The following is a 25,338-nucleotide window of genomic DNA, read 5'->3' as shown; positions in this document are numbered from 1 at the left end:
CAAATTGGAAAATACTACAGGAAATACTTTGTGGCATAATTCACGTAATTTCATTGACATTGACAGGGTGCTATTGTATGCTAACTAAGGGTGTAAATGATAGGGTTTTCATGTAAATAAATCTATCTAAGGATAGTATTTAGGTTATGGATTTTACTATTTGCCCGATTGACATTCTCTCAGAGTGAGGATGTGTTATATGCGTAAAAACAACCGCAACCCATTACAAGCTATGGCTTTAATGTCCGCAATTGTCTCCCAATTAGTAGGTTCCATTCTAATAGGTATTTTCTCAGGCAGATGGCTGGATCAGCATTGGGGTACCGAACCAATATTCTTAATAATCGGACTGCTTATAGGTCTTGGAGCGGGTACCTATTCCATGCTTCTTTCAATCCGTCATTTCTATTCAGGAGATAAATAACTATGCCAGATTTCAGAGTAATGTTCAACAGGCAGCGCAAATGGATTTTTTACTTGTTGTCCATTTATGTTCTAGGCTGGGGTTTCACCTCGTACCAAACCATATTTCTAGGGCTGATTCTTGGGACATGCTTTAGTTATCTAAATCTTTGGATACTAGTTAGAAAGACGGAGAGCTTTGATAAAAAGGTAACAGAGGGCAAAAAACCCAAGTCGTTAGGTTCGCTCTCGAGGATGGCTGTGGCGGGAATTGCTGCGTTAATCGCATTAAGATACCCAGAGCAATTCGATATGATTAGTTTAGTGATAGGATTAATGACATCCTATATTGTCATTATGATAGATTATTTTTACCATGCATTGCATGTACATAAATGAAGCGGAAGCGAGGTGAGTTTACATGCATCATGAGGTTCCAGAGTTTAAATTTATGGGCCTTTGGTTTAACGGCGCAAATATGCTGATGATCACAGTAGCAAGTCTAATTGTTTTCCTAATTGCTGTCCTTTCCACACGAAAGCTGGCAATGAAACCTACAGGGATGCAAAACTTTTTTGAATGGGTAATGGACTTTGTTAAAGGGATCATCAACAGCACGATGGATTGGAAAGATGGCGGGAGATTCCACATCCTTGGGATTACATTAATTATGTATGTTTTTGTATCCAATATGTTAGGTCTTCCATTTGCAATTGTGGTGGATGAAAAGCTATGGTGGAAATCACCAACAGCCGATCCAATCATCACTTTAACACTAGCAGTTATGGTTCTGGCACTATCCCATTATTATGGCGTCAAGCTAAAAGGTGTCAAAGGCTATGCAGAAGGTTTCTTCAGTCCAATGAAATTCTTATTCCCATTGAAGATCATTGAAGAATTTGCCAATACGCTGACTCTTGGTCTGCGTCTATATGGTAACATTTACGCGGGTGAGTTGCTTCTATCACTATTAGCAACAGGCTTAGCACATCAAGGAATAGTTGGTACCATTGCAGCTGTGCCGCTAACATTGGTATGGCAAGGGTTCTCTATTTTCGTTGGTACGATTCAAGCTTATATTTTCACAATGTTAACAATGGTTTACTTGGCTCATAAAGTGAGTCACGACCATTAATAATACACCGTTCATTTTTATGAACAAAATAAAAAATTAATTGATGTTTTATACATTTAAGGAGGAAAAAAGTAATGACAGGATCAATTGGTGTTTTAGCAGCAGCAATCGCAATCGGTTTAGCAGCAGTAGGTGCAGGTATTGGTAACGGTCTTATCGTAGGTCGTACAGTTGAAGGTATCGCTCGTCAACCAGAACATCGTGGTTTGCTTCAAACAACAATGTTTATCGGGGTTGCGTTAGTAGAAGCATTACCGATTATCGGTGTAGTTATCGCGTTCATGGTATTAAACCGATAATAGTAGAAAAATTCCAGATGGCGATGATCAACAAATCCTCGCCATTCATTTATGTGTTTTTGCTATCGTTAAGCAACTCTTGAAAGGAGTGAACCGAGGGTGTTAACAAACAGTTTAGTATTAGCCACTGCTGCTGAAGGCGGCGGCCACATTAATACTGGGGATATTTTCTTCCAGCTTATCGTTTTTCTTGTATTGTTAGCCTTGCTCAAAAAGTTTGCATGGGGTCCATTAATGGGCATTATGAAGACGCGTGAAGAGCATATTGGTAGTGAAATTAGTGCGGCAGAAAACAGCCGTTTAGAAGCAGAAAAGATTTTACAAGAACAAAAAAATCTGTTAAAAGAAGCACGTAATGATGCACAAAACTTAATCGAAAATGCCAAAAAGCAAGGTGAACTTCAACGTGAAGAAATCGTTGCGGCATCTCGTACAGAAGCTGAACGCATCAAAGAAGCAGCAAAGCTTGAAATTGAGCAGCAAAAAGAAAAAGCTATTGCCGCTATTCGCGAACAGGTTGCCTCACTATCTGTATTAATTGCTTCTAAAGTAATTGAAAAAGAATTAACTGCAGCAGATCAGGAGCAGCTCATTAACGAATATATTAAAGAGGCAGGAGAAGAGCGATGAGTAACTCAATGGTAGCAAAACGCTACGCGTTGGCTCTTTTCCAAATTGCGAAAGAAACTCAAGCGCTCGGAGTTATTGAAGAAGAACTTCGTGTAGTGAAGGAAGTTGTACAATACAATCCTGAATTAAAAAATATCTTAAATTCTTCTAAGCTTTCAATTGAAGCGAAAAAAGAAATCATTAAGTCATCTTTCGCAACAGTAAATGTAAATGTATTAAATACCATGTTGATCTTAATCGACCGCCACCGTGAAGACCAAATCGTTGACGTGGCAAATGAATTTTTAGAGCTGGCAAATGATGAGATGGGCATTGCCGAAGCGAAAGTGTACAGCACCCGTGAATTAACGGATGCGGAACGCGAAGCAATCTCGTCTGTATTTGCAGCAAAAGTGGGCAAAAAGTCCCTAAAAATTGAAAATATCGTAGATTCCAATCTGCTTGGCGGTATCCGCCTTCGCATTGGAAATCGTATATATGACGGGTCATTAAGAGGAAAACTCGATCGTTTAGAACGTAAATTGTTAAGCTAGATTCGAAAGATTAGGGGTGAAACTCATGAGCATCAAAGCTGAAGAAATTAGTGCCCTGATAAAAAAGCAAATTGAAAACTATCAGGCGGAAATTCAAGTGACTGATGTCGGTACAGTTATCTCAATCGGTGACGGTATCGCACGTGTTCATGGCCTCGACAATGTCATGGCTGGAGAACTTGTTGAATTTTCAAACGGCGTTATGGGTATGGCACAAAACCTTGAAGCAAATAACGTTGGTATTATCATTCTCGGACCTTTCACTGAAATCAAAGAAGGTGACGAGGTTCGCCGTACAGGACGCATCATGGAGGTTCCAGTTGGTGAGGAACTAATCGGACGCGTTGTTAACTCACTTGGACAACCAGTTGATGGTATGGGTCCAATCAATACAACAAAAACACGCCCAGTAGAAGCAGTTGCTCCAGGCGTTATGGCTCGTAAATCCGTTCATGAGCCATTACAAACAGGTATCAAAGCGATTGACGCTCTAGTGCCAATCGGACGTGGTCAACGTGAGTTAGTCATCGGTGACCGTCAAACAGGTAAAACATCTGTTGCGATTGATACCATTATCAATCAAAAAGGTCAAAACATGGTGTGTATCTATGTTGCGATCGGACAAAAAGAATCAACCGTTCGTAACGCGGTTGAAACGCTTCGTAAATACGGTGCGTTAGAATACTCAATCGTTGTAACTGCATCTGCATCACAACCGGCTCCATTGCTTTACCTAGCTCCATATGCGGGCGTGGCAATGGCTGAAGAGTTTATGTATGCTGGCAAACACGTATTGATCGTATATGATGATCTTTCTAAACAAGCAGCTGCCTACCGTGAGCTTTCCTTGCTGCTTCGTCGTCCTCCAGGTCGGGAAGCCTATCCAGGGGATGTTTTCTACTTGCACAGCCGCTTACTAGAGCGTGCTGCAAAAATTAACGATACACTTGGTGCTGGTTCAATCACTGCGCTTCCGTTCATTGAAACGCAAGCAGGCGACGTTTCAGCTTATATCCCAACAAACGTTATTTCAATTACTGATGGACAAATTTTCTTACAATCTGACTTATTCTTCTCCGGTGTTCGTCCGGCGATCAACGCGGGTCTTTCCGTATCGCGTGTAGGTGGATCTGCACAAATCAAGGCGATGAAAAAGGTATCTGGTACCTTACGTCTTGACCTTGCATCATACCGTGAATTAGAAGCATTTGCTCAGTTTGGATCAGACTTAGATAAAGCAACCCAAGCGAAACTTAATCGTGGTGCACGTACGGTTGAAGTTCTGAAACAAGATCTTCACAAGCCACTTTCAGTTGAAAAGCAAGTTGCAATCCTTTACGCATTAACACGCGGTTTCCTTGATGATATTCCATTAGAGGATGTCCGTCGTTTTGAATCAGAATACCTTAATTGGTTAGACCACAACCGCAAAGAGTTGTTAGACCATATTACAAAAACGAAGGACCTTCCTTCTGATGACGATATGGCTTCTGCAATCAACGCCTTCAAAAAGACGTTTGCAGTTTCCGAATAATAGGGTCTGACATTTAGAACGGTGAGCGCGCGGCACCCGTAAGGCGGGCCGCACGCCCAACCAGACATTCTTTGAAAAAGGGTGGTGAGAACCTATGGCTTCATTACGTGAGATAAAAACTCGTATCAATTCAACTAAAAAGACGAGTCAAATAACCAAAGCAATGGAAATGACCTCTGCTGCAAAGTGGAATCGTGCCGTCGTCAATGCAAAGCAATTTGTACCTTATATGGAAAAAATCCAAGAAGTAACGGCATCGATTGCAATTGGCTCAGGCGGAGTAAATCATCCCATGCTGACCAGTCGACCTGTTAAGAAAACCGGTTATATTGTTATGACTTCTGACAGCGGACTTGCTGGCGGTTTTAACAGCAACGTTCTCCGTCATGTTTATCAAACAATCCAAAGCCGTCATAAATCGAATGATGAATTCGCGATCATTGCAATCGGAAGAATGGCACGTGACTTTTTTGTCAAACGCGGCATGAATGTGGTCCTTGAATCGATTGGGATTCCAGCTCAGCCTAACTTTGCTGACATTCAAGACATTACCCGTGCAACGGTTGGAATGTTTACCGATGGAACTTTCGATGAATTATATGTCTATTACAGCCATTATGTAAGTGCCATTTCACAGGAAGTACAGGAGAAGAAGCTCCTTCCGTTATCGGACTTAGCGACTTCAAACAAACTCATTTCCTATGAATTTGAGCCGTCTGCTGAAGAAATATTAGAAGTTCTCCTGCCTCAATATGCTGAAAGTTTGATCTACGGAGCACTCTTAGACAGCAAAGCGAGTGAGCATGCTGCTCGGATGACGGCAATGAGAAATGCAACTGATAATGCTAAAGAATTAATTAATCACTATACACTAGTTTTCAACCGTGCCCGTCAAGCAGCGATCACCCAGGAAATCACGGAAATCGTTGGCGGTGCGGCAGCGCTTGAATAAAACCTTTATTTTAAAAATGAACCCGATGTAGAGGGTTTGACTAGATTTTGAGCAGGGAATGCTATGTCCGTTCCCACTCATTTTGTTCATTATAGAACAAGACGCGTGACCACAATGAGTTCATTTTCATAAAAATGCTTGTGATGGTTTCTGCGAGAGAGTAAGTAAGGAGGGAAAACGATGAGCAAAGGACGCGTTCTTCAGATTATGGGTCCGGTAGTTGACGTTAAGTTCGAAAGCGGTCATCTGCCTGCGATTTATAATGCGTTGAAAATTTCAAGTAAATCGAGTAATGCATCCGAAGTTGATATCAACATTACCCTTGAAGTAGCTCTTCATTTAGGTGATGATACAGTTCGTACGATCGCGATGTCTACCACAGATGGTTTAACTCGTGGAATAGAAGTTGAAGATACTGGTAAACCGATTTCTGTACCAGTTGGTGATGTAACACTTGGTCGTGTATTTAACGTATTGGGTGAAACGATTGACCTTGCGGCTGAGATTCCAGCAAGTGAGCGCCGTGATTCGATTCACCGCGAAGCACCAACATTTGAAAACCTTTCTACTGAAGTTGAAATTCTTGAAACTGGTATTAAGGTAGTAGACCTTCTTGCACCATATATTAAAGGTGGAAAAATCGGTCTTTTCGGTGGTGCGGGTGTAGGTAAAACCGTATTAATCCAGGAATTGATCAATAACATCGCTCAAGAGCACGGTGGTATTTCGGTATTCGCCGGTGTTGGTGAGCGTACACGTGAAGGTAATGACCTTTACCACGAGATGACTGATTCAGGAGTTATCAAGAAAACTGCGATGGTATTCGGACAAATGAACGAGCCGCCTGGCGCACGTATGCGTGTTGCTCTAACTGGTTTGACTATGTCTGAGTATTTCCGTGATGAGCAAGGACAAGACGTTCTTTTCTTCATGGATAACATTTTCCGTTTCACGCAAGCAGGTTCTGAGGTTTCCGCGCTACTTGGCCGTATGCCATCAGCGGTAGGTTACCAGCCAACTCTTGCTACTGAGATGGGTAAATTACAAGAGCGTATTACTTCTACAAACTTAGGATCAGTTACATCGATCCAAGCGATTTATGTACCGGCCGATGACTATACGGATCCGGCTCCGGCTACAACATTCGCTCACTTAGATGCAACAACAAACCTTGAGCGTAAGCTTTCTGAGATGGGTATTTACCCAGCGGTGGATCCTTTGGCTTCAACATCACGTGCATTGTCACCTGATATTGTTGGTGAGGAGCACTATAATGTAGCTCGCCAAGTACAATCAACATTGCAACGTTATAAAGAGTTACAAGATATTATCGCGATCCTTGGTATGGATGAACTAAGTGATGATGATAAGTTAACGGTACAACGTGCGCGTCGTATTCAAGTATTCTTATCTCAAAACTTCCACGTTGCTGAACAGTTTACTGGCCAGCCAGGTTCTTATGTACCTGTTAAGGAAACGGTTCGTGGTTTCAAAGAGATTCTTGAAGGTAAGTATGACCACCTTCCAGAAGATGCTTTCCGTCTCGTTGGCCGTATTGAGGATGTTATTGAGAGTGCGAAACGCATGGGTGTAGAGGTCTAAACAGAGCCTGGAGGGTAAAAAATGAAGACGATTCGAGTCAGTATTGTTACTCCCGATGGCCCGGTGTTTGATTCAGATGTGGAAATGGTAAGTACCAAGGCAACAAGTGGTGATTTGGGGATTTCCCCAGGCCACATGCCGTTGGTGGCTCCGCTCGAAATTACTTCCGTACGTCTTAAAAAAGACGGAAAAACGGAATTTATCGCGGTCAGCGGTGGAATTTTAGAGGTCCGTCCTGATCAGGTGACTATCTTAGCCCAATCAGCGGAAACTGCGTCTGAAATTGATGTTGAACGTGCCATAAGAGCGAGGGAACGCGCAGAACAGCGTCTGAAAGACCATCAAGCTGATCATACCGATTTCAGACGTGCTGAGCTTGCCTTGCAGCGTGCCATCAATCGCCTCGGCGTATCGGAAAGAAGAATATAGTGTTTTTGAAAAAGAAGTCGAACCCCTTTGGTGGCAATTAGTTTGCCGCTGGAGGGGTTTTTTTGTGGTTTTTTGGGGATGTGTGGTTATGGTTGTGGTGTGGAGGGAGGGGATTTTAGCGTATTCATGATGGGAAGAAAGAATGTTACTTAGCCAGTCTTGCGACTGGCTTTTTGGGTGGTTTGAGGGTTTATAGGGGAGTGGAGAGTATTATTAGGGAAGTGGACAGTAAATGGGTAGAAGTGGATAGTAAATATGAGGTTTTATTAAAAGAGGTATCTGGAAGAGCCTATGAGGTAGGGGTATTTCTTTAATTTTAGTAAATTAGATACCTAGCCAGTCTTGCGACTGTCTTTTTGGGTTGTTTTGTGGGTTTATAGGGGAGTGGACAGTAAACTGGGAGAAGTGGACAGTGAAGGTCTGGTTTTATTGAAAGAGGTATTTGGAAAGGCCTTTGAGGGAGAGTTATTTCTATAATTAGAGTAAATTAGATACCTAGCCAGTCTTGCGACTGACTTTTTGGATAGGTGGCGGTATTTAAGTTGTACTTCGGGTAATTAAATGGGAGGGGTTTTATTAAAAATGGTAATTTTAAAGAGTTGGGGTTGGAATTAGGTGGTCCGCTAGATATAGGGAATAAAAGTTACCTACCCAGTCTCCCGACTGGCTATTAAATCTGGAGCTAATTCCGGAATAAAGCATGAAAAGTTTGGGTGTGAATATGATTGTAGAGGGACATGTTTACATTAATGTGAGGTTGAGTTTTGTTTGGTTTGTTTATTACTTTTTTAGAAAAATATAAGTTGTTTTAAAAAAGAGATATTCGATGTATTTTTAATGACAAAACTCACTGACATTGTTCACATTTTATTGTTAAATAGGGGTTGTTGTCGAATTATTAGGTAGGTTATGGGGTTCTTGCGAACCCTTTATGCACGTCATCTTCCGCTACGCTCCAGATCACGTGTGCTAAAGCATGTCCTTTTAATCCAGTGTGGCGGGTTCGCTCTTGCGTCATCTCTGAAGTAATTCAGGATGTGTTTCTGCGAGATCACACAAACGCTCAGGGGAGGGGACTTCATGTCGACGACTTAGTTCAGGTGTAAATTGTAATTTTACCCGCCGGATGCTAGCGCATCCTGCGCTTCAGCTATCGCTGAAGCTTGCAAAATTCCTGATTGAAAGTCTCTTTTGAGAGCGAGCTCTCAAGAGCCTTTTAATCAGGAATTTCGCGGCGGATTGAATTCCAATTTTTATGAATTTGGTTTGTCGACATGGGTTTGTAACAATGCTATAATGAATTCGGTTACAATATTCATTAGTATGAAAATTTACAACATTGGAGGGGATAGGCATGGAACTTCTAAATGTATATCAGAATAATTATCTGGTCGTCTTTGCGTTCCTATGTCTTGGGGTGCTGCTGCCTGTGGTGGCTTTATATTTAGGTAAGCTTCTGCGTCCGCATAAACCGAGCGAAGCGAAGTATACCACATATGAGAGCGGTATTGAGCCTTTTCACGATTCCCGTGTTCAGTTTAATGTCCGCTATTATATTTTTGCCCTGATGTTTGTTATTTTTGATGTAGAAACCGTGTTTTTATATCCATGGGCGGTGGCCTATGATAAACTGGGGATTTTTGCACTAATCGAGATGTTGATTTTCGTTATTATGTTATTAATTGGCCTTGTGTATGCCTGGAAAAAGAAGGTGCTACGATGGAATTAAAATTAGATGGCATTTCACAACAAGAAATGGCCGAGTTACAGCGAAATGTATTTATGACTACGCTAGAGCAAATTAAAGCTTGGGCTCGAAGCAGTTCGATCTACCCGGTGACATTTGGTCTAGCTTGTTGTGCGATTGAGATGATGGGTGTAGGCGGAGCGAATTATGATTTGGATCGTTCGGGTTCCTTTTTCCGTACGTCACCACGCCAGTCCGATTGTATGATTGTGTCCGGAACGGTGACGAAGAAGATGGCACCAATTTTACGAAGATTGTATGACCAAATGCCTGAACCAAAATGGGTCATTGCGATGGGTTCTTGTGCGACAGCAGGTGGGCCGTATGTAAAGTCTTATTCCGTCGTTAAGGGAGTCGATCAGATCGTTCCTGTCGATGTGTACATACCTGGATGCCCTCCAAACCCAGCCGCTTTAATTTATGGAATCAATAAATTAAAGGAAAAGATTCGCTATGAAGCGAAGACTGGGAAGAAGGTGATCTAACCGATGAGTGGGGATAAAGATCTTGATCAGTTAAAAAAGGAAGCCGTTGAAAAGGCGAAAGCGGCAGCGGCGGCGAAACGGGCGGCGAAGGCTGCAGGGGAAGCCTCACCAACTCCGAAGCAGGAGGAGAAACCGGCGGAACCAGTTAATGCCGAAGCACCAGAGCCTGTACCGACAAATGACGGCGACGATCTAGCGAAGAAAAAGGCAGCGGCGGTAGCGAAAGCGAAGGCAGCAGCAGCGGCAAAGCGAAAAGCGATGGAACTTGCTGGCGGTACAGCCCCAGCCGAGGAATCTGCGCCAGTTGAAACACCAGCACCAGCGGCTGAAACTTCTGCCTCAGAAGACAGTGACGACTTAGCAAAGAAAAAGGCAGCAGCGGTAGCGAAAGCAAAAGCGGCGGCCGCAGCGAAGAAAAAAGCGATGGAACTAGCCGGCGGAGCAGCCCCAGCAGCCGACGCCGACACTGGTGAAGGCGATAACGTCCCAGCAGGAGACGATGCCAAGGCGAAAGCAGTGGCAGCAGCCAAAGCAAAGGCAGCGGCTGCGGCGAAAGCAAAAGCGGCAGGAGCAGGAGCAGGAACCGACTCAGAAGCAGCAGCAGGCGGCGATGACGAAAAAGCTAAAGCGATTGCAGCGGCGAAAGCAAAGGCAAAAGCAAAAGCAGTAGCAGCGGCCAAGGCGAAAGCAGCCGCCGCAGCAGGCGGAAAAACGGATGCCACAGCGGCACCGGCAGCCGAAACAAAGCCATCACCAAACCAGCCATACCTCGATAAGTATGTGAAGGTGATTACCGAACATCTGGGACCGGATGTTTTAGAAGATTCTTATATTAATAAACTATCTAAGGACGTTCCAACCCTTGTGGCGAAGCGTGATACATATTACAAAGTAGCTCAATTTTTAAAATACAATGAGCTCTTAGGGTTCGATTATTTATCAGAGCTTCATGGGACAGACTTTGAAACACATATGGAAGTTTATGTTCACTTATACTCATACAAAAACCGTCAGTCCGTCGCCCTAAAAGTGAGGATTGACCGCAGCGAACCAACAATTGAGTCCTTGCAGCCACTTTGGGCAGGCGCAGAATGGCCTGAATGTGAAGCCTATGATTTACTAGGAATCAAGTTTCCAGGACATCCAGACTTACGGCGCATCTTGCTAGGCGAAGAATGGGTTGGCCATCCACTGCGAAAAGATTACGAGCCGTACGACGTGGAGGTGTAACCAATGATCAGAACAGAAGAAATGATATTAAACGTCGGTCCTCAGCATCCAAGTACGCACGGAGTGTTCCGGCTGGTTGTTAAAATTGATGGGGAAATCATTACCGAAGCGAAACCTGTCATCGGGTACTTACACCGCGGGACCGAAAAATTAGCAGAAGACCTGCAATATACGCAGATTATTCCTTACACCGACCGAATGGACTATTTGTCCTCGATGACCAATAACTATATCCTCTGTCATGCCGTTGAAACGATGATGGGGATTGAAATTCCTGAACGAGCTGATTTCTTACGCGTGATTGCGATGGAATTGAACCGGATTGCCAGCCACCTTGTCGCCTGGGGTACGTATATCCTTGACTTAGGTGCAACAAGTCCGTTCATCTATGCCTTCCGTGACCGCGAAATGATTATCAATATGCTCAACGAATTATCAGGGGCCCGCTTGACCTTCAACTATATGCGCGTTGGCGGTGTGAAGTGGGATGCACCTGAAGGCTGGATTGAAAAAGTAGGCAGCTTTGTACCATACCTGCGCGGCCAGCTGAAAGGCTATCACGATCTTGTGTCCGGAAATGAAATCTTCCTCGACCGGGTCAAAGGCGTCGGTAAGTATACAAAAGAAGAGGCACTCCAATATTCACTGAGCGGACCAAACCTGCGCAGTACTGGCGTGAAATGGGATCTTCGTAAAGATGAGCCTTACTCCGTTTACAACCGTTTTACCTTTGATGTACCAACCTCAGAAGACGGCGATTGCTTAGCTCGCTACCATTTGCGTCTTGCGGAGATTGAAGAATCCTTGAAAATCCTTGAACAAGCCGTGGAACAATTTCCTGGTGAAGGTCCAATTATGGCGAAAGTGCCGAAAATCATTAAGGCACCTAAAGGGGAAGCCTTCGTCCGCATTGAATCACCGCGTGGAGAGATTGGCTGCTATATTTATAGCGACGGCAAAAAAGAGCCGTACCGCTTAAAGTTTAGAAGACCATCCTTCTATAACCTGCAAATTCTCCCGAAACTTTTAAAGGGTGAAAACATTGCAAACATGATTGCTATTTTAGGGGCAGTTGATATTGTCCTTGGGGAGGTTGACGGCTAATGATAGAAGAATTGCTCCAGTCAAGTCCGGGTTGGGCTAACTTTGGAATTTTCTTTTTACTCGGCGCTGTCTTGCTTTTAATCGTATTAGGATTTGTTACCTACGGAATTTTAGCAGAGCGGAAAGTCTTAGGCTACATGCAGCTGCGCCATGGTCCAAACCAGGTCGGCGGTAAATGGGGACTATTACAAACCGTCGCAGACGTCCTCAAGCTGTTATTAAAAGAGGACATCATTCCAAAGGCAGCCGACAAGCCATTATTTATCATTGCACCAGTCATCGCCTTCGCGCCATCCTTTATGGTCTTAGCGACGATGCCATTCACAGACGCCTTTCAGTTTGCTGACATTGGTGTCGGATTACTCTATTATATTGCCGTTAGCGGATTAACCACCTTTGGAATGCTCCTTGGCGGCTGGGCATCAAATAACAAGTACGCCCTCTTAGGAGGTATGCGTGCTTCAGCCCAAATGATTTCTTACGAAATCCCGTTAGTCATGTCCGTCCTAGGCGTCATCCTTTTATCAGGAAGTTTAAACCTAAATGATATCGTCGAAGCACAAAAACATGGCTGGTTCGTACTTTTACAGCCAATCGGCTTCATCGTCTTTTTCATTGCATCAATCGCCGAATTAAACCGGACACCATTTGACCTGCCGGAATCGGAAAACGAACTAGTCGCTGGATATCACGTAGAATATTCCGGATTCCGCTGGGCCTTCTTTATGCTCGCTGAATATGTGTACTTATTCGCAATGTCCGCACTCATTACCGTCGTCTTCCTTGGCGGCTGGCTGGCACCAATCAGCTTCCTGGACTTCATCCCAGGCGCCGTCTGGTTTGCACTTAAATTCAGCGTCGTCGTCTTTGTCTACATCTGGCTGCGGGCAACGCTACCACGTTTCCGCGCCGACAAACTCATGGAATTTGGCTGGAAAGTACTGTTGCCAATCGCACTAGCAAACATATTCTTAACAGCATTAGTTAAATCATTATTCTTTTAAAAAAAAGCTGTGTTAAAGGTCAGTATTGATTTTTATAACCAAGTTGATTGGAGCGCAAATCAACAGCCAAGTTTAACAGCGTAAATAAAGGAAACCATCTTTAAAATGTAAAAGGGGTGAAAAACGTGCTTGGATTAGCAAAAGGCTTGAAATATACCCTAAAAAACTTGACCAAAGAAAAGGTTACGTATGATTATCCAAACAAGCCGCTTCCACTGCCAGACCGGTTCCGCGGTATTCAAAAGTTTTATCCGGAAAAGTGTATTGTTTGTAATCAGTGCATGAACATCTGTCCGACGGATTGTATTAATTTAACGGGTAAAAAGCATCCGGACCCAACGAAAAAAGGGAAAATCATTGATACCTATGATATTAACTTTGAAATTTGCATCCTTTGTGACTTATGTACGGAGGTATGCCCGACCGAAGCGATTATCATGACCAATAACTTCGAGCTCGCTGAATACAGCCGTGACATGTTATTTAAAAACCTAGAATGGTTAGATGAAAACGATGAAAACATACGGCAGGTGAATAAACCATGACCTTTTCCGGCGAATTCCTCGCTTTTATGGGACTCGCACTTGTCGCCATTATCGGCGGTGTGCTTCTTTTAAATCTTACCAAGGTGGTTCATATGGTCGTTTCACTGATCTTCACCTTTGTGGCAATCGCTGGAATTTACGTGCTGCTGTCAGCCGAATTTGTGGCAGCCGTGCAAATCTTAATCTATTCAGGTGCGATTACCATCATCATGCTGTTTGGAATCATGTTAACAAAGCATAATGATGAACATGAACCACAAACAGGAAAATGGAGAAAAATCCTCGTCTTCTTAGGGATTCTCGGCTTTGCATTTGCTGTTTACCTTGGCATTTACAATTTCAATATCGAACAGGTTCCGACCACCTTGCATGAAAACAACACGATGCAAATCGGTAAAGCACTTTACTCAAAATACATCATTCCGTTTGAGTTAACGTCTGTTTTACTATTAGTCGCCCTTGTTGGTTCGATTATCTTAGCGAAAAATGAGAAGAAGGAGGCGGACGACCAATGAGTTCTGTTCCCGCTTCAGCCTTCCTGGCACTTGCACTGATCTTGTTTTGCATCGGTTTATACGGTGCACTTACCAAAAGAAACACCGTGATTGTCCTGATTTCGATTGAATTAATGCTGAACGCGGTCAATATTAATCTCGTAACCTTCAGCAAATATGGAATGGCGCCGTCCATTACGGGCCAAATCTTCGCCCTGTTCGCGATCAGCGTCGCAGCAGCCGAAGCAGCTGTCGGTCTAGCCATATTAATCTCACTCTACCGTGCCAAAAAGACCGTCAACATCGACGAAATTGACACAATGAAAAACTAAAAAAAATTGGGTGTCAGGCACCATGAAAAGACACTTCGTCATTTTGTCCACGGTGGACGGACACTACAACTTTGTGTTGAGTTGTCCACTGTACGCGGACATTTATGCGGATTTGTCCACGAAGGGTGTCAGGCACCAGATAAAAATAACTTTCGACAAAACTCGGGTGGTGACAGCTACCGCCCGTGTCTAAGGGGATAGTGATAATGATGGAGAATGCATGGCTCATACCGCTTTTCCCGCTATTATCGTTTTTGATCCTTCTTCTTTTCGGGAAGCGACTGAAGGAGGCGAGTGCGTATGTGGGGATTCTGCTCACATTGGCTTCGCTTGTCTACTCGATTTTGGTATTATTCGAGCGCTTTTCTGAGCCAACCTATGTTACGAAATTTGACTGGCTCACGATAGGAGATATGCATCTAACAGCGGGCTTTGAAGTGAATCAATTAAATGCATTAATGCTGTTTATCGTATCGCTCGTAAGTTTCTTAGTACATACCTACTCCAAAGGTTATATGCAAGGGGACGAGCGGTTTCCAGTATTCTATGCCTATTTAGGACTCTTTACGTTTGCAATGCTTGGTCTGGTGATTTCACCAAACTTGCTGCAAACCTATATTTTCTGGGAGCTTGTCGGTGTCGGTTCCTTCCTATTAATCGGTTTTTATTTTTACAAGGACGAAGCGAAGGCGGCCGCGAAAAAAGCGTTTATTATGACCCGGATCGGGGACGTAGGCTTATTTATCGGCATGATTCTGCTATTCTGGGAAACCAAAAGCTTTGAATATAGTGAAATTTTCGCTGCCGTTGATGCCGGTGCGGTGTCAGGCACCATGATCACCTTAACTGCCATTCTTATTTTCATCGGGGCGGTTGGTAAGTCGGGTCAGTTCCCGCTTCACACCTGGCTTCCGGATGCGATGGAAGGTCCGACGCCTGTTTCGGCCTTAATCCACGCGGCGACGATGGTAGCGGCCGGGGTTTATTTGGTAGCGGCACTATTTCCACTGTTCGCAGCAAGCAAAACAGCGCTCCTTACGATCGCCGTGATTGGTGCGTTTACCGCGATTTTTGCGGCAAGCATTGGTCTTGTGCAAACCGATATCAAACGCGTCCTCGCGTATTCAACGGTCTCACAGCTTGGCTACATGATGCTTGCCTTAGGGTCTGCCGGTTATGTTGCTGGGGTATTCCACCTGATGACACACGCATTCTTCAAGGCGCTATTATTCTTAGCAGCCGGCTCCGTCATTCATGCGGTACATACTCAGAACATCGAAGAAATGGGCGGACTTTGGAAAAAGCTCAAACTAACCGGACCGCTATTCTTAATCGGAACACTCGCGATCAGCGGTGTCCCAGGGCTTTCCGGATTCTTCTCCAAAGATGAAATTTTAGTTGCGGCCTGGGAAGGCGGACATCCATTCCTCTTCTTACTCGCACTTGCGGCCGCATTTATGACCGCTTTCTATATGTTCCGCTTGTTCTTCATGGTATTTACCGGTGAAGCACGCGGAGAACAAAAGCATGTGCATGAATCACCAGCCAACATGACTTACCCGATGATTCTCCTTGGAGTGCTGGCGATTGTTGCCGGTTATGTCAATACACCTTGGTTTGGAACGTTCCTTGGCGACTGGCTTGTTGATGGCAACGAAGCGCTCGCGCACCATGGCCACGTCGAAGGTCCAAGCTGGATCATGATTGCCGCAACGGTTGTTTCCTTAGCGGGAATTTACCTTGCTTACCTGATGTACAGCAAGCGGTCTGTGGCCCGCAACTGGTTAAGCGGCACAGGGGATACATTACACACGATTTTAACGAACAAATATTACGTCGACGAGTTCTATCAACTGACGATCGTCGCATTCACCAAAGGACTAAGCTATTTCTTACGTTTCATTGATGTCTTCCTTGTCGGCGGAATCGTCAAGGGTGTGGTTGGGATTGTCCAAGGTCTTGGGGCAGCAGGTTCGAAGCTGCAAACCGGACAGGTTCAAACGTACGGCGCGGTCGCCTTTATTGGGCTAGCGGTACTCGTTGTCATCTTTGCATTAACTGGGGGGTACTTACGATGAATTTAACATCTGTTCTTTCAATCCTAGTATTCTCCCCTTTACTAGGTATCATCGTTTTGGCTATCATGCCTAAAACGGCGGAAAAAGCGATTAAAGCGGTTGGCTTCCTAGCCACACTGCCGGCCTTACTGTTGGCCCTAGCGGCCTATCTTCATTATCAATTTGGCAAGGATTTGGCGGACTTTACCGTATCCGTCCCGTGGATTCAGTTCCGCGGCATGACCGGCGTCGAAGAGCCAGTTTTCTCGGTGTACTATGAACTTGCCTTGAGCGGCTTTCAACTCTTGTTGGTCGTCCTCACAGCGGTCGTAGCGACGCTGTCAGCGATTGCGGCGGCAAAGTTTGTGAAAAAGGAATGGAAAGGCTATTTCATGCTCTTCCTTCTGTTAGAAATCGGAATGCTCGGCGTATTTACCGCCGAAAACTTAATTCTGTTCTTCATCTTCTTTGAAATCACTTTAATCCCGACCTTCTTCTTAATCGGAAAATGGGGTTATTTTGAAAAAGAAAAGGCAGCTTACAGCTTCTTAATTTATAACGGCTTAGGGTCAGCCGTACTGCTTATAGTGATAATGATTCTGTTTGCAAAAACAGGGACAACAAACATTGATGCGTTAGTCCAAATAATGGCCGATCAAAATGCGCCGCTGTCTGGCGACTTGAAGCTTGGCTTGTTCATTTCCTTATTGATTGCGTTTGGTGTAAAATTACCGATTTTCCCATTACACAGCTGGATGCTGAAGGTACACGTTCAAGCGCCGCCATCTGTTGTTATGATCCACTCAGGGATTCTCCTGAAAATCGGTGCGTACGGATTAATTCGTTTTGGAATGGGGATTTTTCCCGAGCAATTTAAGACACTTGCGACGCTGATTGCTGTCCTTGGAGTGATTAACCTCCTCTACGGGGCGTTCCTAGCGTTCATTCAAACAGACTTTAAAATGGTTTTGGCTTATTCATCCATTTCTCATATGGGTATTGTGTTAATCGGACTTGCGGCGATGAATGAGGCTGGGGTTCAGGGGGCGATTTTCCAAGTGATTTCGCACGGATTGATTTCCGCGCTGTTGTTCTTCTTGGTGGGCATCCTTTATGAACGCACCGATACATCGCTGATCGAGAATCTGGGCGGAATGGCGAAGGGCATGCCGATTGCAGCCGGCTTCTTGTTGGCTGCAGGGATGGCGTCGCTTGGCTTGCCAGGGATGTCTGGATTTGTCAGTGAGTTTATGGCGTTCCTCGGTCTTTTCAAAGAAATGCCGTGGATTGCCGCAGTCGGTACGATCGGGATTATCATGACGGCGGCTTACTTGCTTCGCGCGGTGTTAGGGATTACGTACGGCAAGTCACATCGTGAATTTACCGGCGTCCTTGATCTGAAAGGCGTGGAATTCGTGCCGGTTGTCATTTTGATGTTGTTAATCGTTTTAATTGGTGTTTTCCCAAGTGTCCTCAGCGCACCGCTACAAACTACACTTGAAACGATCATGCTAGGGATAGGAGGGTGATGAAGGATGAGTCTTGAGACCTTGCAGCAAATGAATTGGAGTGCCATGACGCCAGAGTTCATCATCCTTGGTGTATCTGCACTTCTTACACTTTTAGATTTATTTATGCCGAAAAATATGGATCGAAAAATTCTCGGCTGGATCGGGATTGCGGCCATTTTTGCAGCGATCGTTTCTGTGCTTGGCATGGTCGGCGGACCAGTGACGTCGATTTTGGAGAATTCGTTCCGCTTAGATAGTTTTGCGATGGCCTTTAAATTATTGCTGCTTGCGGGTGCAGGTCTGGTCATGTTCTTGGCCGTCAGCTATGAGCCGAAAGACGGCTTGGAAGAATATCGCGGCGAGTTTTATTACTTGTTCTTATCGGCCTTGCTCGGTGCGATGATTATGACATCCAGCGGCGATCTAATTACCCTGTTTATCGGCTTGGAATTGTTAACTGTTTCTTCTTATATTTTAGCGGGGATCCGCAAGTATCATTTAGAGTCTAACGAATCAGCGATGAAATACGTCATCAATGGCGGAATTTCGACTGCGATTACGTTGTTTGGGATGAGCTATATCTATGGCTTAACAGGCTCCACCAACTTGCTCGACATTGCCGGCCGGTTGTCCACGGTTACGGATAGCCAGCAAGCGTACTTGTTAACCTTGGCATTTTTGATGGTTTTTGTTGGATTAGCCTTTAAATTAGGTGCGGCCCCGTTCCATATGTGGGCACCAGATGTTTACCAAGGGGCGCCAACACCGGTTACCGCTTTTCTAAGTGTGGTTTCGAAGACAGCGGGTTTTGTGATTGTACTCCGCATTTTGTTAACAGTATTTGGTTCTGCCGCATCGGTTGGAAATCCACAAATGCCGATTTTGCTAGAGATGCAGGACTATATCGCCTTTATCGCTGGGGCGACCATGATTATTGGTAACGTGATTGCTTTGAAGCAGTCGAACATAAAACGGATGTTTGCTTACTCAAGTATCGCTCATGCCGGCTATATTTTAGTGGCGTTAACATCTTTAAGCTCGAATATGTTTTATTCGATCTGGTTCTACTTGCTCGCTTATTTGTTCATGAACCTTGGCGCGTTTGCGGTCATCCAGGTGGTTAGCGAAAAAACAGGTTCAACGAAGATTGCTGATTTTGCTGGATTGTATCGCCGCTCGCCGGTGCTTGCAGTCGTGATGGGCTTACTGCTTGTTTCGTTGGCAGGTTTCCCGGGTACAGCTGGTTTCATTGGAAAATTAAACATCTTTATCGGGGCATTTTATGGTACACCGCATTATGTGCTTGCGTCGATTATGATTGCGACGACGGTCGTTTCGTATTTCTACTATTTCGGTGTGATGACGCAAATGTTCTTCCGTCCGGCAAGTGATGACAGCAAGTTCAATCTTCCATTCGGAATTATTGTGGTCTTGATTGTTGCTGTGGTTGGGTCGGTGCTGTTTGGTGTGATGCCGAATATCGCTTTAGATTTTATGCAAAATAACCTTGATATCTTAGCAGACTTTTTCAGCTAGTTGTTAAGGGAGAGTTAGGCTGCTTGGGGGAAGGCGGCCGGTTAATTTAAAGGGGTTTTATATGAATATGAAGAAGAAGAGGTGGGGGAACCTCTTCTTTTTTTGTATCTATTATTTACTTAATATTTGTTACTCAAGGCAGGGTTTCGATTTCTAATCGTATTGAATCGGTTTTCCTCATGATCAGGTGTTGGTTCTACGTCTAAAGGGGGCTCTTCTTCACTGTCGACCATATTATGGGCAGAGTCTTCTCTTTTCTTGACTAGGACTAAGATCTTACCTTCTTCAACGGACTCCCCATAATACCTGGCTTCATCGTCTGGAATTCCAAGTCCGATCAGTGCTCCAGTTAATCCTCCTAAACCTGCACCGGTTAAAGCACCCATTATGCTTGCGGCGATTGGACCTGCTGCGACAATCGGGCCAATTCCCGGTATGGCAAGAGCGCCAAGTCCAGCTAATAATCCTGTTGCGCCACCAAGTGCCCCACCTGTAATCGCACCTGTTGCTGCGGTATCTTCGACTGCAGTGCCTGTTTCTTCGGTAACGTAATCAACGTGATTGTGATCTTTACCGATTACACTGATTTCTGACTTATCGTATCCCCATTTTACAAGATCCTCAATTGCGGCAATAGCCTCTTGTTCGGATTGATACACACCTACAATGTTTTTTTCATGTTTGTTCATTTTACTCCTCCTCTTATTTAAAATTTGGATGTTTTATAAAAAATGAATATAGTAGTATCATCAATAGGCTGCCAATGTGAATGTTTACTATCTTGATAGTTTATCTTTTACTTCGCCAACGCCTTCTTTTACTTTGCCTTTTGCTTTATCCATTTTTCCTTCTGCTACCTTTGAATCATCATCTGTTAAATGACCCCATTGCTCTTTAGCCTCACCTTTTACTTGATCTACATTACCTGACAATTTATCCTTATTCATATTGTTTACCCTCCTAGTATTTGTTCTTATGGATTTTTATTATCTAGTTCATTTTTCTTTTCACCATCGCTAATACCATTATCTTGATCTACTCCATCACCAACACCGTTATCTTCTAATTTTTTCTCTACATTATTCATAGCTTCTTTCATGTTCGCCTTCGCGTCCTTCATCGTTCCGTTTGCTTCCTTCTGTGTATCATTATCTACGGCATCTTTTTGTTGTCCATCACTAATGCCATTATCTTGGTCGACTCCATCTCCACAACCGGCTAATCCGCCGAATGTAAGGGAAGCAGCCATTCCACCAACTAATAATTTTTTCTTCCAATTCCTAGTCATTGCTGATTCCTCCTTCTAATGGAACGGTAAGTATCTTTTAGAAGTGCCAAGAGCTGCGCTATCTGCTGTTAAGCAATGAAATCTCATCCAATAAGTAAACGTGGGAGGTTAATGGTGCCAATATGGTTATTGGATTTGCTATTAAACTCATACCTTTCAGCCCCTTTCGTTTGCATATTGGTTATATTCCCACTGTATAAAATACGAAACCTCATTTTTTTCGAGAGTAGGGTATGGATGATCCATACCAGAATAAAAAATCGTTTTCTTTCTATTAAAGGCCCTTTTTTGAGAGCCTCTGATTCCTATTTGAAAAAATTATTTTTGATGGAGTATGAACCAAATAGTAAAAAAAATAAGGTTTCATTTCTTTTATTAGGGTTATATATCCAATAGAAAACTTACTTACGTAAATAAGTTGGAAACTGAAAAAAATTAGGAAAAGGAGATCGATACGATGGATATGAATCAAATGATGACGGGTTGGTACTCTTATTTTAATCAGCTTCCGAACTTGCTGTTTGCCCTGCTTGTATTATTGGTTGGCTGGCTGATTGCAAAGAGTATCGGTAAAGGTGTCGAGGCAATTTTAAAGAAAACACGCTTTGATGATAAGCTTTTTTCAAACTTTGAAAAGAGAAAATACTCCTCTGAAGTGATTATTGGAAAAATTGTTTATTATATTTTACTAGTGTTTGTGTGGACTATCTTTTTTAATATGCTGAACTTAAGCTTGATTGCCGCACCACTGGTTCAAATGTTATCAATCATTACAGCAGCGATTCCGAACGTTTTAAAGGCTGCTTTAATATTACTACTAGCTTGGGCAGTTGCCTCACTCGTTCGTATGCTCTTTAAAAAGGCCTCAGCAATGTTTCATTTTGAACGTCTTTTAGTCCAATGGAAGATGACAAATAATCCAGCGGATGCTGTAAGTAAGGTAAATAGTATCGCAAAAGCTCTTTTCTACTTTGTTTTCTTACTATTTTTACCAGGTGTCTTAGATGCATTGCAAATGGAAGGTGTTTCTGAACCTTTCGCAAACACCCTATCAACTTTGCTTGCCTTTATACCTAAGTTATTTGCTGCCGCACTGATTGTCTTTGTCGGCTGGCTTATTGCTAAAATTGTCCGTGATATTCTAACAAACTTTTTAAGAAGTATTGGTACAGAGAGAATTGGTCAACGGTTTGGGTTGAGCCCGACAGGTGAGGGTACCACACTTTCAAGTATGATTGGCAATATTGTGTTTATCTTAATCTTAATTCCGACGATTATTACAGCCCTAGAAAAACTCGACCTAAAAGGAATTTCCGACCCGGCCATAACGATGCTTCATCATGTGCTCTCCCTCATTCCAAACATCGCTGTGGCGGTAATCTTAATATTGGTGGGCTTATGGCTTGGAAAATGGGTCGAAAAAATGGTTACTCAAATGCTTTGGCGCTTAAGATTTAATAATTTATTTCACCATATGGGCATTGGCTCATTAAATCCAGAGCAATCCAAGTACAATCTTTCACAAATCGTTGGTATGCTCGCAAAAATAGTGATTGTTTTATTATTTACAGTGGAAGCATTACAAATTGTCCACTTAGAGTTCTTAGTGACTCTTGCAACAGGCGTGATTGCTTATTTACCGATGTTATTCGCTGCACTAGTTATTTTAGGAGTTGGATTATATTTAGGTCATTTAGTAGAACGTATTTTACAAAACATTTTAAAGAACAGCTACTCGCGGACACTTGCAGCTGTTGGGAAATATGCAATCTTTGCAGTTACTGTCTTTATGGCATTAGACCAGCTTGGGGTTGCTCATTCCATCGTAAATGCTGCCTTTATTCTCGTATTAGGTGGAGTAGCATTAGCATTCGGCCTCGCCTTCGGTCTAGGAGGAAAGGAATTTGCCACGAAATATTTAGGTAAGCTAGATAATAAAATAGACAAGAAAATAGTAGAATAAAAGATTTAAGAAAAAGGGACAGGTTGTTACCTGATCGCACGAATAACAATCCGAAACTCAGATGATTTCGGATTGTTATTTTTAATAAAAGAGAGGGAGTGAAACTTCTCTTGATGATAATAAATTTACTTTTAATCACACTATTAATCGCACTTACTGGATTTTTTGTCGCAATTGAATTTGCCATCGTAAAAGTACGCCCATCCAGGATTGATCAATTGATTGCGGAAGGAAAGAAAGGTGCTGTTGCAGCTAAAAAGGTAGTATCCCATCTCGATGAATATCTTTCAACCTGCCAACTGGGAATCACAGTAACGGCACTCGGGTTGGGGTGGTTAGGAGAACCAACGGTAGAAAGGCTGCTGCACCCATTGTTAACGGTACTAAACCTAAATGAATCTGTTACACATATTTTATCCTTTGGGCTTGCCTTTGCTTCAGTTACCTTTTTACATGTAGTAATTGGTGAATTGGCGCCGAAAACAATAGCAATCCAAAAAGCGGAGATTGTAACGCTTTACTTCTCACGGCCAATCATATGGTTTAACAAAATCATGTTTCCGTTTATCTGGCTATTAAATGGTTCTGCCCGTCTGCTGGCTGGTCTATTTGGCTTAAATCCAGCATCCGAACAGGAATCAGCTCACTCCGAAGAAGAGCTGCGGATCCTCTTGTTAGAAAGCTATAAGAGCGGCGAGATTAATCAGAATGAATTACGATATGTAAACAATATTTTTGAATTTGATGAGAGATTGGCAAAAGAAATCATGGTCCCTCGCACGGAAATTAGCAGCCTTACGGTGGACGACACGATTAATGAAGTTATTAAGAGGGTGAAAAGCGAAAATTATACTCGATATCCAGTAACGGACGGTGATATAGATAATATCATCGGTATCATAAACGTTAAAGCGCTCTTAACAGCTAAAATAATGAATAAAGGCAATACGGAAGAGTTGAAGGTAAAATCCTATATCAATCCTGTTATTTACGTGATCGAAACCATTCCCATTCATGACTTATTGGTGAAAATGCAAAAAGAACGTACACATATGGCCATCCTAATGGATGAATACGGTGGGACTTCTGGGTTGGTTACAGTTGAAGATATTATTGAGGAAATCGTCGGAGAAGTTAGAGATGAATTTGATGCGGATGAAGTTGCAGAGATTCAAAAGATCAAGGAGAACCATTATTTAGTAGATGCAAAACTATTAATAGAGGACGTAAATGATTTACTCGGTACAAACTTAGCGACTGCAGGAATAATTACAATTGGCGGCTGGTTTCTATCACAAAACTTTGACTCCCAAAATGGTAGTGAAGTTATAACAGAAGGATATCAGTTCAAAGTCCACACGATCAGTGGTTATCACATTTCGAATTTAGAAGTAAAAAAGATTTAAAACAAAAGAAGGCTTGGAATATCCAAGCTCTTCTAATTATCATTCTAAATCCTGTGAGTCTTAAACAACAAGATGTTCATTTAATGTTTGCTGTAACGTTGCTTTTGTCTCTGTATAACTGTGAAGGTCAATTCCTAAATTAACCATTCTTCTTACAAGTTCAGGGCGTAATCCAGTTATGATTGATTTAGCACCCATCAACGTTACACCAATCAATACTCTTTGAAAATGAGAAATGGTACCTTCGTCCATGTCCGATATTCCCGAAAGGTCAATAATCAATGTCAGAATCCTTAACCTTGATATATCCGTTAAAACTTTTTCTTCAATAATATCCATTCGATAAGAATCAAACGTACCAATCAACGGCAATACAGCTACAGTTGTGCTAACTGGTATGATGGGAACCGAGAGATGTTCAACTAATTTCCTTTGTGAAAGAATTAATTCATCTTTAAAATGTGAATAGCTGATGAAAAAGGTGTTTAGAAATTCATCAATCCCATCATTAACCTTATGTTCCAATTCGAAAAAATCTTCAATATAATTGCCTTTCTCATTTAATTGATCATAAAGTTTTATGAAATGCCATAAGGCACGTCTAATGGCATGTACCCATTCTAGTTTGAACGCCAGAGTTAAAGAAAATCTCGCCCAAGCCACTCCTTCTTCATTAGCAAAAGCAATGAGTTCATCTGCTCTATTTTCCACAACGTAAAGAACTAGCCTTTGAGCATTTTTTAAAAGATCAATATTTCCAGCTTGTAAAATACGCTCAATATTAGAGGCAACATTGACAGCCTCGGATAACAGCTTATTCTGAAATTCTTCTTTGTTTTCGATAATATAAGCCGAAATATTTTTAGTGTCATAAAAGTTATTCAAAGTTTGTTCCTCCTCCTTATGTGATAAAAAATGTTATTTCAAAGCTTCGCAAAAGATTATACCTTTCCAATAGCTGTTAAATTACACCCTGCCAAGTATCAATACCCGCTTTGTGGAACAACGAAACATTTTTTTTTGAAAAAAAAAAGATAAGAACATAAAAAGTTCATCCCTGAGGTCCTCCGGGATGATTTTTTTGTTCTATTAGCTTTTTATGCTGCAAATTATGTCCTTT

The 25,338-nt window shown here is 42.8% G+C and carries 27 protein-coding genes; 23 read left to right on the top strand and 4 right to left on the bottom strand.

Annotation, left to right across the window (positions count from 1 at the left end):
• Window positions 1–199 precede the first annotated feature (199 nt).
• The 21 genes from CCK98_RS31630 (at window position 200) to nuoN (ending at window position 19,561) form a co-directional block, all read left to right on the top strand.
• Complete coding sequence (locus CCK98_RS31630; RefSeq protein ID WP_088090206.1) at window positions 200–424, top strand: AtpZ/AtpI family protein; 225 nt, start codon at window positions 200–202, stop codon at window positions 422–424.
• Window positions 425–426: 2 nt separating this feature from the next.
• Window positions 427–801 (top strand): ATP synthase subunit I, encoded by a 375-nt coding sequence (locus CCK98_RS31625; RefSeq protein ID WP_088090205.1) that lies wholly within the window; start codon window positions 427–429, stop codon window positions 799–801.
• 22 nt (window positions 802–823) lie between these two features.
• On the top strand, window positions 824–1,537 hold the full coding sequence (gene atpB, locus CCK98_RS31620) for a F0F1 ATP synthase subunit A (protein WP_088090204.1): 714 nt from the start codon (window positions 824–826) through the stop codon (window positions 1,535–1,537).
• Between the two features lie 86 nt (window positions 1,538–1,623).
• Window positions 1,624–1,836 (top strand): F0F1 ATP synthase subunit C, encoded by a 213-nt coding sequence (gene atpE / locus CCK98_RS31615; RefSeq protein WP_348982654.1) that lies wholly within the window; start codon window positions 1,624–1,626, stop codon window positions 1,834–1,836.
• A gap of 99 nt (window positions 1,837–1,935) precedes the next feature.
• The gene (gene atpF / locus CCK98_RS31610; protein WP_088090202.1) at window positions 1,936–2,466 is read left to right on the top strand and encodes a F0F1 ATP synthase subunit B; all 531 of its coding nucleotides are present in this window, start codon (window positions 1,936–1,938) and stop codon (window positions 2,464–2,466) included.
• On the top strand, window positions 2,463–2,999 hold the full coding sequence (locus CCK98_RS31605; protein ID WP_088090201.1) for a F0F1 ATP synthase subunit delta: 537 nt from the start codon (window positions 2,463–2,465) through the stop codon (window positions 2,997–2,999). Before atpF ends, CCK98_RS31605 begins: the two co-directional genes overlap by 4 nt.
• Window positions 3,000–3,024: 25 nt before the next feature.
• A complete protein-coding gene (gene atpA, locus CCK98_RS31600) occupies window positions 3,025–4,533 on the top strand; it encodes a F0F1 ATP synthase subunit alpha (RefSeq protein ID WP_088090200.1) in 1,509 nt (502 codons plus the stop codon).
• Between the two features lie 94 nt (window positions 4,534–4,627).
• Complete coding sequence (atpG, locus tag CCK98_RS31595; RefSeq protein WP_088090199.1) at window positions 4,628–5,485, top strand: ATP synthase F1 subunit gamma; 858 nt, start codon at window positions 4,628–4,630, stop codon at window positions 5,483–5,485.
• Between the two features lie 180 nt (window positions 5,486–5,665).
• Entirely contained in the window at window positions 5,666–7,087 is a 1,422-nt protein-coding gene (gene atpD, locus CCK98_RS31590) for a F0F1 ATP synthase subunit beta (protein ID WP_088090198.1), read from the top strand.
• 21 nt (window positions 7,088–7,108) lie between these two features.
• On the top strand, window positions 7,109–7,516 hold the full coding sequence (locus CCK98_RS31585) for a F0F1 ATP synthase subunit epsilon (protein ID WP_088090197.1): 408 nt from the start codon (window positions 7,109–7,111) through the stop codon (window positions 7,514–7,516).
• A gap of 1,354 nt (window positions 7,517–8,870) precedes the next feature.
• On the top strand, window positions 8,871–9,245 hold the full coding sequence (locus tag CCK98_RS31580; RefSeq protein ID WP_088090196.1) for an NADH-quinone oxidoreductase subunit A: 375 nt from the start codon (window positions 8,871–8,873) through the stop codon (window positions 9,243–9,245).
• On the top strand, window positions 9,236–9,748 hold the full coding sequence (locus tag CCK98_RS31575; RefSeq protein ID WP_088090195.1) for an NADH-quinone oxidoreductase subunit B family protein: 513 nt from the start codon (window positions 9,236–9,238) through the stop codon (window positions 9,746–9,748). Before CCK98_RS31580 ends, CCK98_RS31575 begins: the two co-directional genes overlap by 10 nt.
• 3 nt (window positions 9,749–9,751) lie before the next feature.
• A complete protein-coding gene (locus CCK98_RS31570) occupies window positions 9,752–10,978 on the top strand; it encodes an NADH-quinone oxidoreductase subunit C (RefSeq protein WP_088090194.1) in 1,227 nt (408 codons plus the stop codon).
• Between the two features lie 3 nt (window positions 10,979–10,981).
• On the top strand, window positions 10,982–12,082 hold the full coding sequence (locus tag CCK98_RS31565; protein WP_088090193.1) for an NADH-quinone oxidoreductase subunit D: 1,101 nt from the start codon (window positions 10,982–10,984) through the stop codon (window positions 12,080–12,082).
• On the top strand, window positions 12,082–13,086 hold the full coding sequence (nuoH, locus tag CCK98_RS31560) for an NADH-quinone oxidoreductase subunit NuoH (protein ID WP_088090192.1): 1,005 nt from the start codon (window positions 12,082–12,084) through the stop codon (window positions 13,084–13,086). The genes CCK98_RS31565 and nuoH overlap by 1 nt, the downstream gene beginning before the upstream one ends.
• Window positions 13,087–13,211: 125 nt before the next feature.
• The gene (gene nuoI, locus CCK98_RS31555) at window positions 13,212–13,631 is read left to right on the top strand and encodes an NADH-quinone oxidoreductase subunit NuoI (RefSeq protein ID WP_088090191.1); all 420 of its coding nucleotides are present in this window, start codon (window positions 13,212–13,214) and stop codon (window positions 13,629–13,631) included.
• Complete coding sequence (locus CCK98_RS31550; protein WP_088090190.1) at window positions 13,628–14,146, top strand: NADH-quinone oxidoreductase subunit J; 519 nt, start codon at window positions 13,628–13,630, stop codon at window positions 14,144–14,146. The genes nuoI and CCK98_RS31550 overlap by 4 nt, the downstream gene beginning before the upstream one ends.
• The gene (gene nuoK, locus CCK98_RS31545) at window positions 14,143–14,457 is read left to right on the top strand and encodes an NADH-quinone oxidoreductase subunit NuoK (RefSeq protein ID WP_088090189.1); all 315 of its coding nucleotides are present in this window, start codon (window positions 14,143–14,145) and stop codon (window positions 14,455–14,457) included. Before CCK98_RS31550 ends, nuoK begins: the two co-directional genes overlap by 4 nt.
• Window positions 14,458–14,663: 206 nt before the next feature.
• Entirely contained in the window at window positions 14,664–16,535 is a 1,872-nt protein-coding gene (gene nuoL, locus CCK98_RS31540) for an NADH-quinone oxidoreductase subunit L (protein WP_088090188.1), read from the top strand.
• Window positions 16,532–18,043 (top strand): NADH-quinone oxidoreductase subunit M, encoded by a 1,512-nt coding sequence (locus CCK98_RS31535; protein WP_088090187.1) that lies wholly within the window; start codon window positions 16,532–16,534, stop codon window positions 18,041–18,043. Before nuoL ends, CCK98_RS31535 begins: the two co-directional genes overlap by 4 nt.
• A 6-nt stretch (window positions 18,044–18,049) precedes the next feature.
• Complete coding sequence (nuoN, locus tag CCK98_RS31530) at window positions 18,050–19,561, top strand: NADH-quinone oxidoreductase subunit NuoN (protein ID WP_088090186.1); 1,512 nt, start codon at window positions 18,050–18,052, stop codon at window positions 19,559–19,561.
• A 119-nt stretch (window positions 19,562–19,680) separates the two neighbouring features.
• Here the strand turns inward: nuoN and CCK98_RS31525 are convergent, their stop codons facing one another.
• The 3 genes from CCK98_RS31525 to CCK98_RS31515 all read right to left on the bottom strand — a co-directional run bounded on the left by CCK98_RS31525 (window position 19,681) and on the right by CCK98_RS31515 (window position 20,849).
• Window positions 19,681–20,250: a general stress protein gene (locus CCK98_RS31525; protein WP_088090185.1), complete on the bottom strand. Its 570-nt coding sequence runs from the start codon at window positions 20,248–20,250 to the stop codon at window positions 19,681–19,683.
• 87 nt (window positions 20,251–20,337) lie between these two features.
• Complete coding sequence (locus CCK98_RS31520; protein ID WP_088090184.1) at window positions 20,338–20,508, bottom strand: CsbD family protein; 171 nt, start codon at window positions 20,506–20,508, stop codon at window positions 20,338–20,340.
• Between the two features lie 26 nt (window positions 20,509–20,534).
• Entirely contained in the window at window positions 20,535–20,849 is a 315-nt protein-coding gene (locus CCK98_RS31515) for a hypothetical protein (RefSeq protein WP_088090183.1), read from the bottom strand.
• A gap of 457 nt (window positions 20,850–21,306) precedes the next feature.
• On the opposite strand from CCK98_RS31515, the gene CCK98_RS31510 reads away from it, so the two are divergent.
• Window positions 21,307–22,812, top strand: coding sequence for a mechanosensitive ion channel (locus CCK98_RS31510; protein WP_088090182.1), 1,506 nt, complete (start codon window positions 21,307–21,309; stop codon window positions 22,810–22,812).
• Between the two features lie 110 nt (window positions 22,813–22,922).
• Window positions 22,923–24,218 carry a hemolysin family protein gene (locus CCK98_RS31505; RefSeq protein ID WP_088090181.1) on the top strand — a complete coding sequence of 432 codons (1,296 nt, stop codon included), beginning with the start codon at window positions 22,923–22,925 and terminating at the stop codon, window positions 24,216–24,218.
• 60 nt (window positions 24,219–24,278) lie between these two features.
• Here CCK98_RS31505 and CCK98_RS31500 read toward each other — a convergent pair whose 3' ends face one another.
• The gene (locus CCK98_RS31500) at window positions 24,279–25,103 is read right to left on the bottom strand and encodes an STAS domain-containing protein (protein ID WP_088090180.1); all 825 of its coding nucleotides are present in this window, start codon (window positions 25,101–25,103) and stop codon (window positions 24,279–24,281) included.
• Window positions 25,104–25,338 lie beyond the last annotated feature (235 nt).

It is taken from the genome of Bacillus sp. OV166, from assembly GCF_900177675.1.
In the GTDB taxonomy this organism is placed as follows: Bacteria; Bacillota; Bacilli; order Bacillales; family Cytobacillaceae; genus Neobacillus.
This window is presented reverse-complemented; position numbering and strand designations above follow the sequence as displayed.

Bases quoted from the DNA above. Each gene is read 5' to 3' on its own strand.
- atpG (WP_088090199.1), top strand. From the start codon at position 4,628: ATGGCTTCATTACGTGAGATAAAAACTCGTATCAATTCAACTAAAAAG.
- CCK98_RS31520 (WP_088090184.1), bottom strand. From the start codon at position 20,508: ATGAATAAGGATAAATTGTCAGGTAATGTAGATCAAGTAAAAGGTGAG.
- CCK98_RS31515 (WP_088090183.1), bottom strand. From the start codon at position 20,849: ATGACTAGGAATTGGAAGAAAAAATTATTAGTTGGTGGAATGGCTGCT.
- CCK98_RS31535 (WP_088090187.1), top strand. From the start codon at position 16,532: ATGAATTTAACATCTGTTCTTTCAATCCTAGTATTCTCCCCTTTACTA.
- atpD (WP_088090198.1), top strand. From the start codon at position 5,666: ATGAGCAAAGGACGCGTTCTTCAGATTATGGGTCCGGTAGTTGACGTT.
- nuoN (WP_088090186.1), top strand. From the start codon at position 18,050: ATGAGTCTTGAGACCTTGCAGCAAATGAATTGGAGTGCCATGACGCCA.
- CCK98_RS31580 (WP_088090196.1), top strand. From the start codon at position 8,871: ATGGAACTTCTAAATGTATATCAGAATAATTATCTGGTCGTCTTTGCG.
- nuoH (WP_088090192.1), top strand. From the start codon at position 12,082: ATGATAGAAGAATTGCTCCAGTCAAGTCCGGGTTGGGCTAACTTTGGA.
- CCK98_RS31570 (WP_088090194.1), top strand. From the start codon at position 9,752: ATGAGTGGGGATAAAGATCTTGATCAGTTAAAAAAGGAAGCCGTTGAA.
- nuoL (WP_088090188.1), top strand. From the start codon at position 14,664: ATGATGGAGAATGCATGGCTCATACCGCTTTTCCCGCTATTATCGTTT.
- CCK98_RS31510 (WP_088090182.1), top strand. From the start codon at position 21,307: ATGGATATGAATCAAATGATGACGGGTTGGTACTCTTATTTTAATCAG.
- CCK98_RS31550 (WP_088090190.1), top strand. From the start codon at position 13,628: ATGACCTTTTCCGGCGAATTCCTCGCTTTTATGGGACTCGCACTTGTC.
- atpB (WP_088090204.1), top strand. From the start codon at position 824: ATGCATCATGAGGTTCCAGAGTTTAAATTTATGGGCCTTTGGTTTAAC.
- atpA (WP_088090200.1), top strand. From the start codon at position 3,025: ATGAGCATCAAAGCTGAAGAAATTAGTGCCCTGATAAAAAAGCAAATT.
- CCK98_RS31630 (WP_088090206.1), top strand. From the start codon at position 200: ATGCGTAAAAACAACCGCAACCCATTACAAGCTATGGCTTTAATGTCC.
- CCK98_RS31625 (WP_088090205.1), top strand. From the start codon at position 427: ATGCCAGATTTCAGAGTAATGTTCAACAGGCAGCGCAAATGGATTTTT.
- CCK98_RS31585 (WP_088090197.1), top strand. From the start codon at position 7,109: ATGAAGACGATTCGAGTCAGTATTGTTACTCCCGATGGCCCGGTGTTT.
- CCK98_RS31525 (WP_088090185.1), bottom strand. From the start codon at position 20,250: ATGAACAAACATGAAAAAAACATTGTAGGTGTGTATCAATCCGAACAA.
- CCK98_RS31605 (WP_088090201.1), top strand. From the start codon at position 2,463: ATGAGTAACTCAATGGTAGCAAAACGCTACGCGTTGGCTCTTTTCCAA.
- CCK98_RS31575 (WP_088090195.1), top strand. From the start codon at position 9,236: ATGGAATTAAAATTAGATGGCATTTCACAACAAGAAATGGCCGAGTTA.
- CCK98_RS31565 (WP_088090193.1), top strand. From the start codon at position 10,982: ATGATCAGAACAGAAGAAATGATATTAAACGTCGGTCCTCAGCATCCA.
- nuoK (WP_088090189.1), top strand. From the start codon at position 14,143: ATGAGTTCTGTTCCCGCTTCAGCCTTCCTGGCACTTGCACTGATCTTG.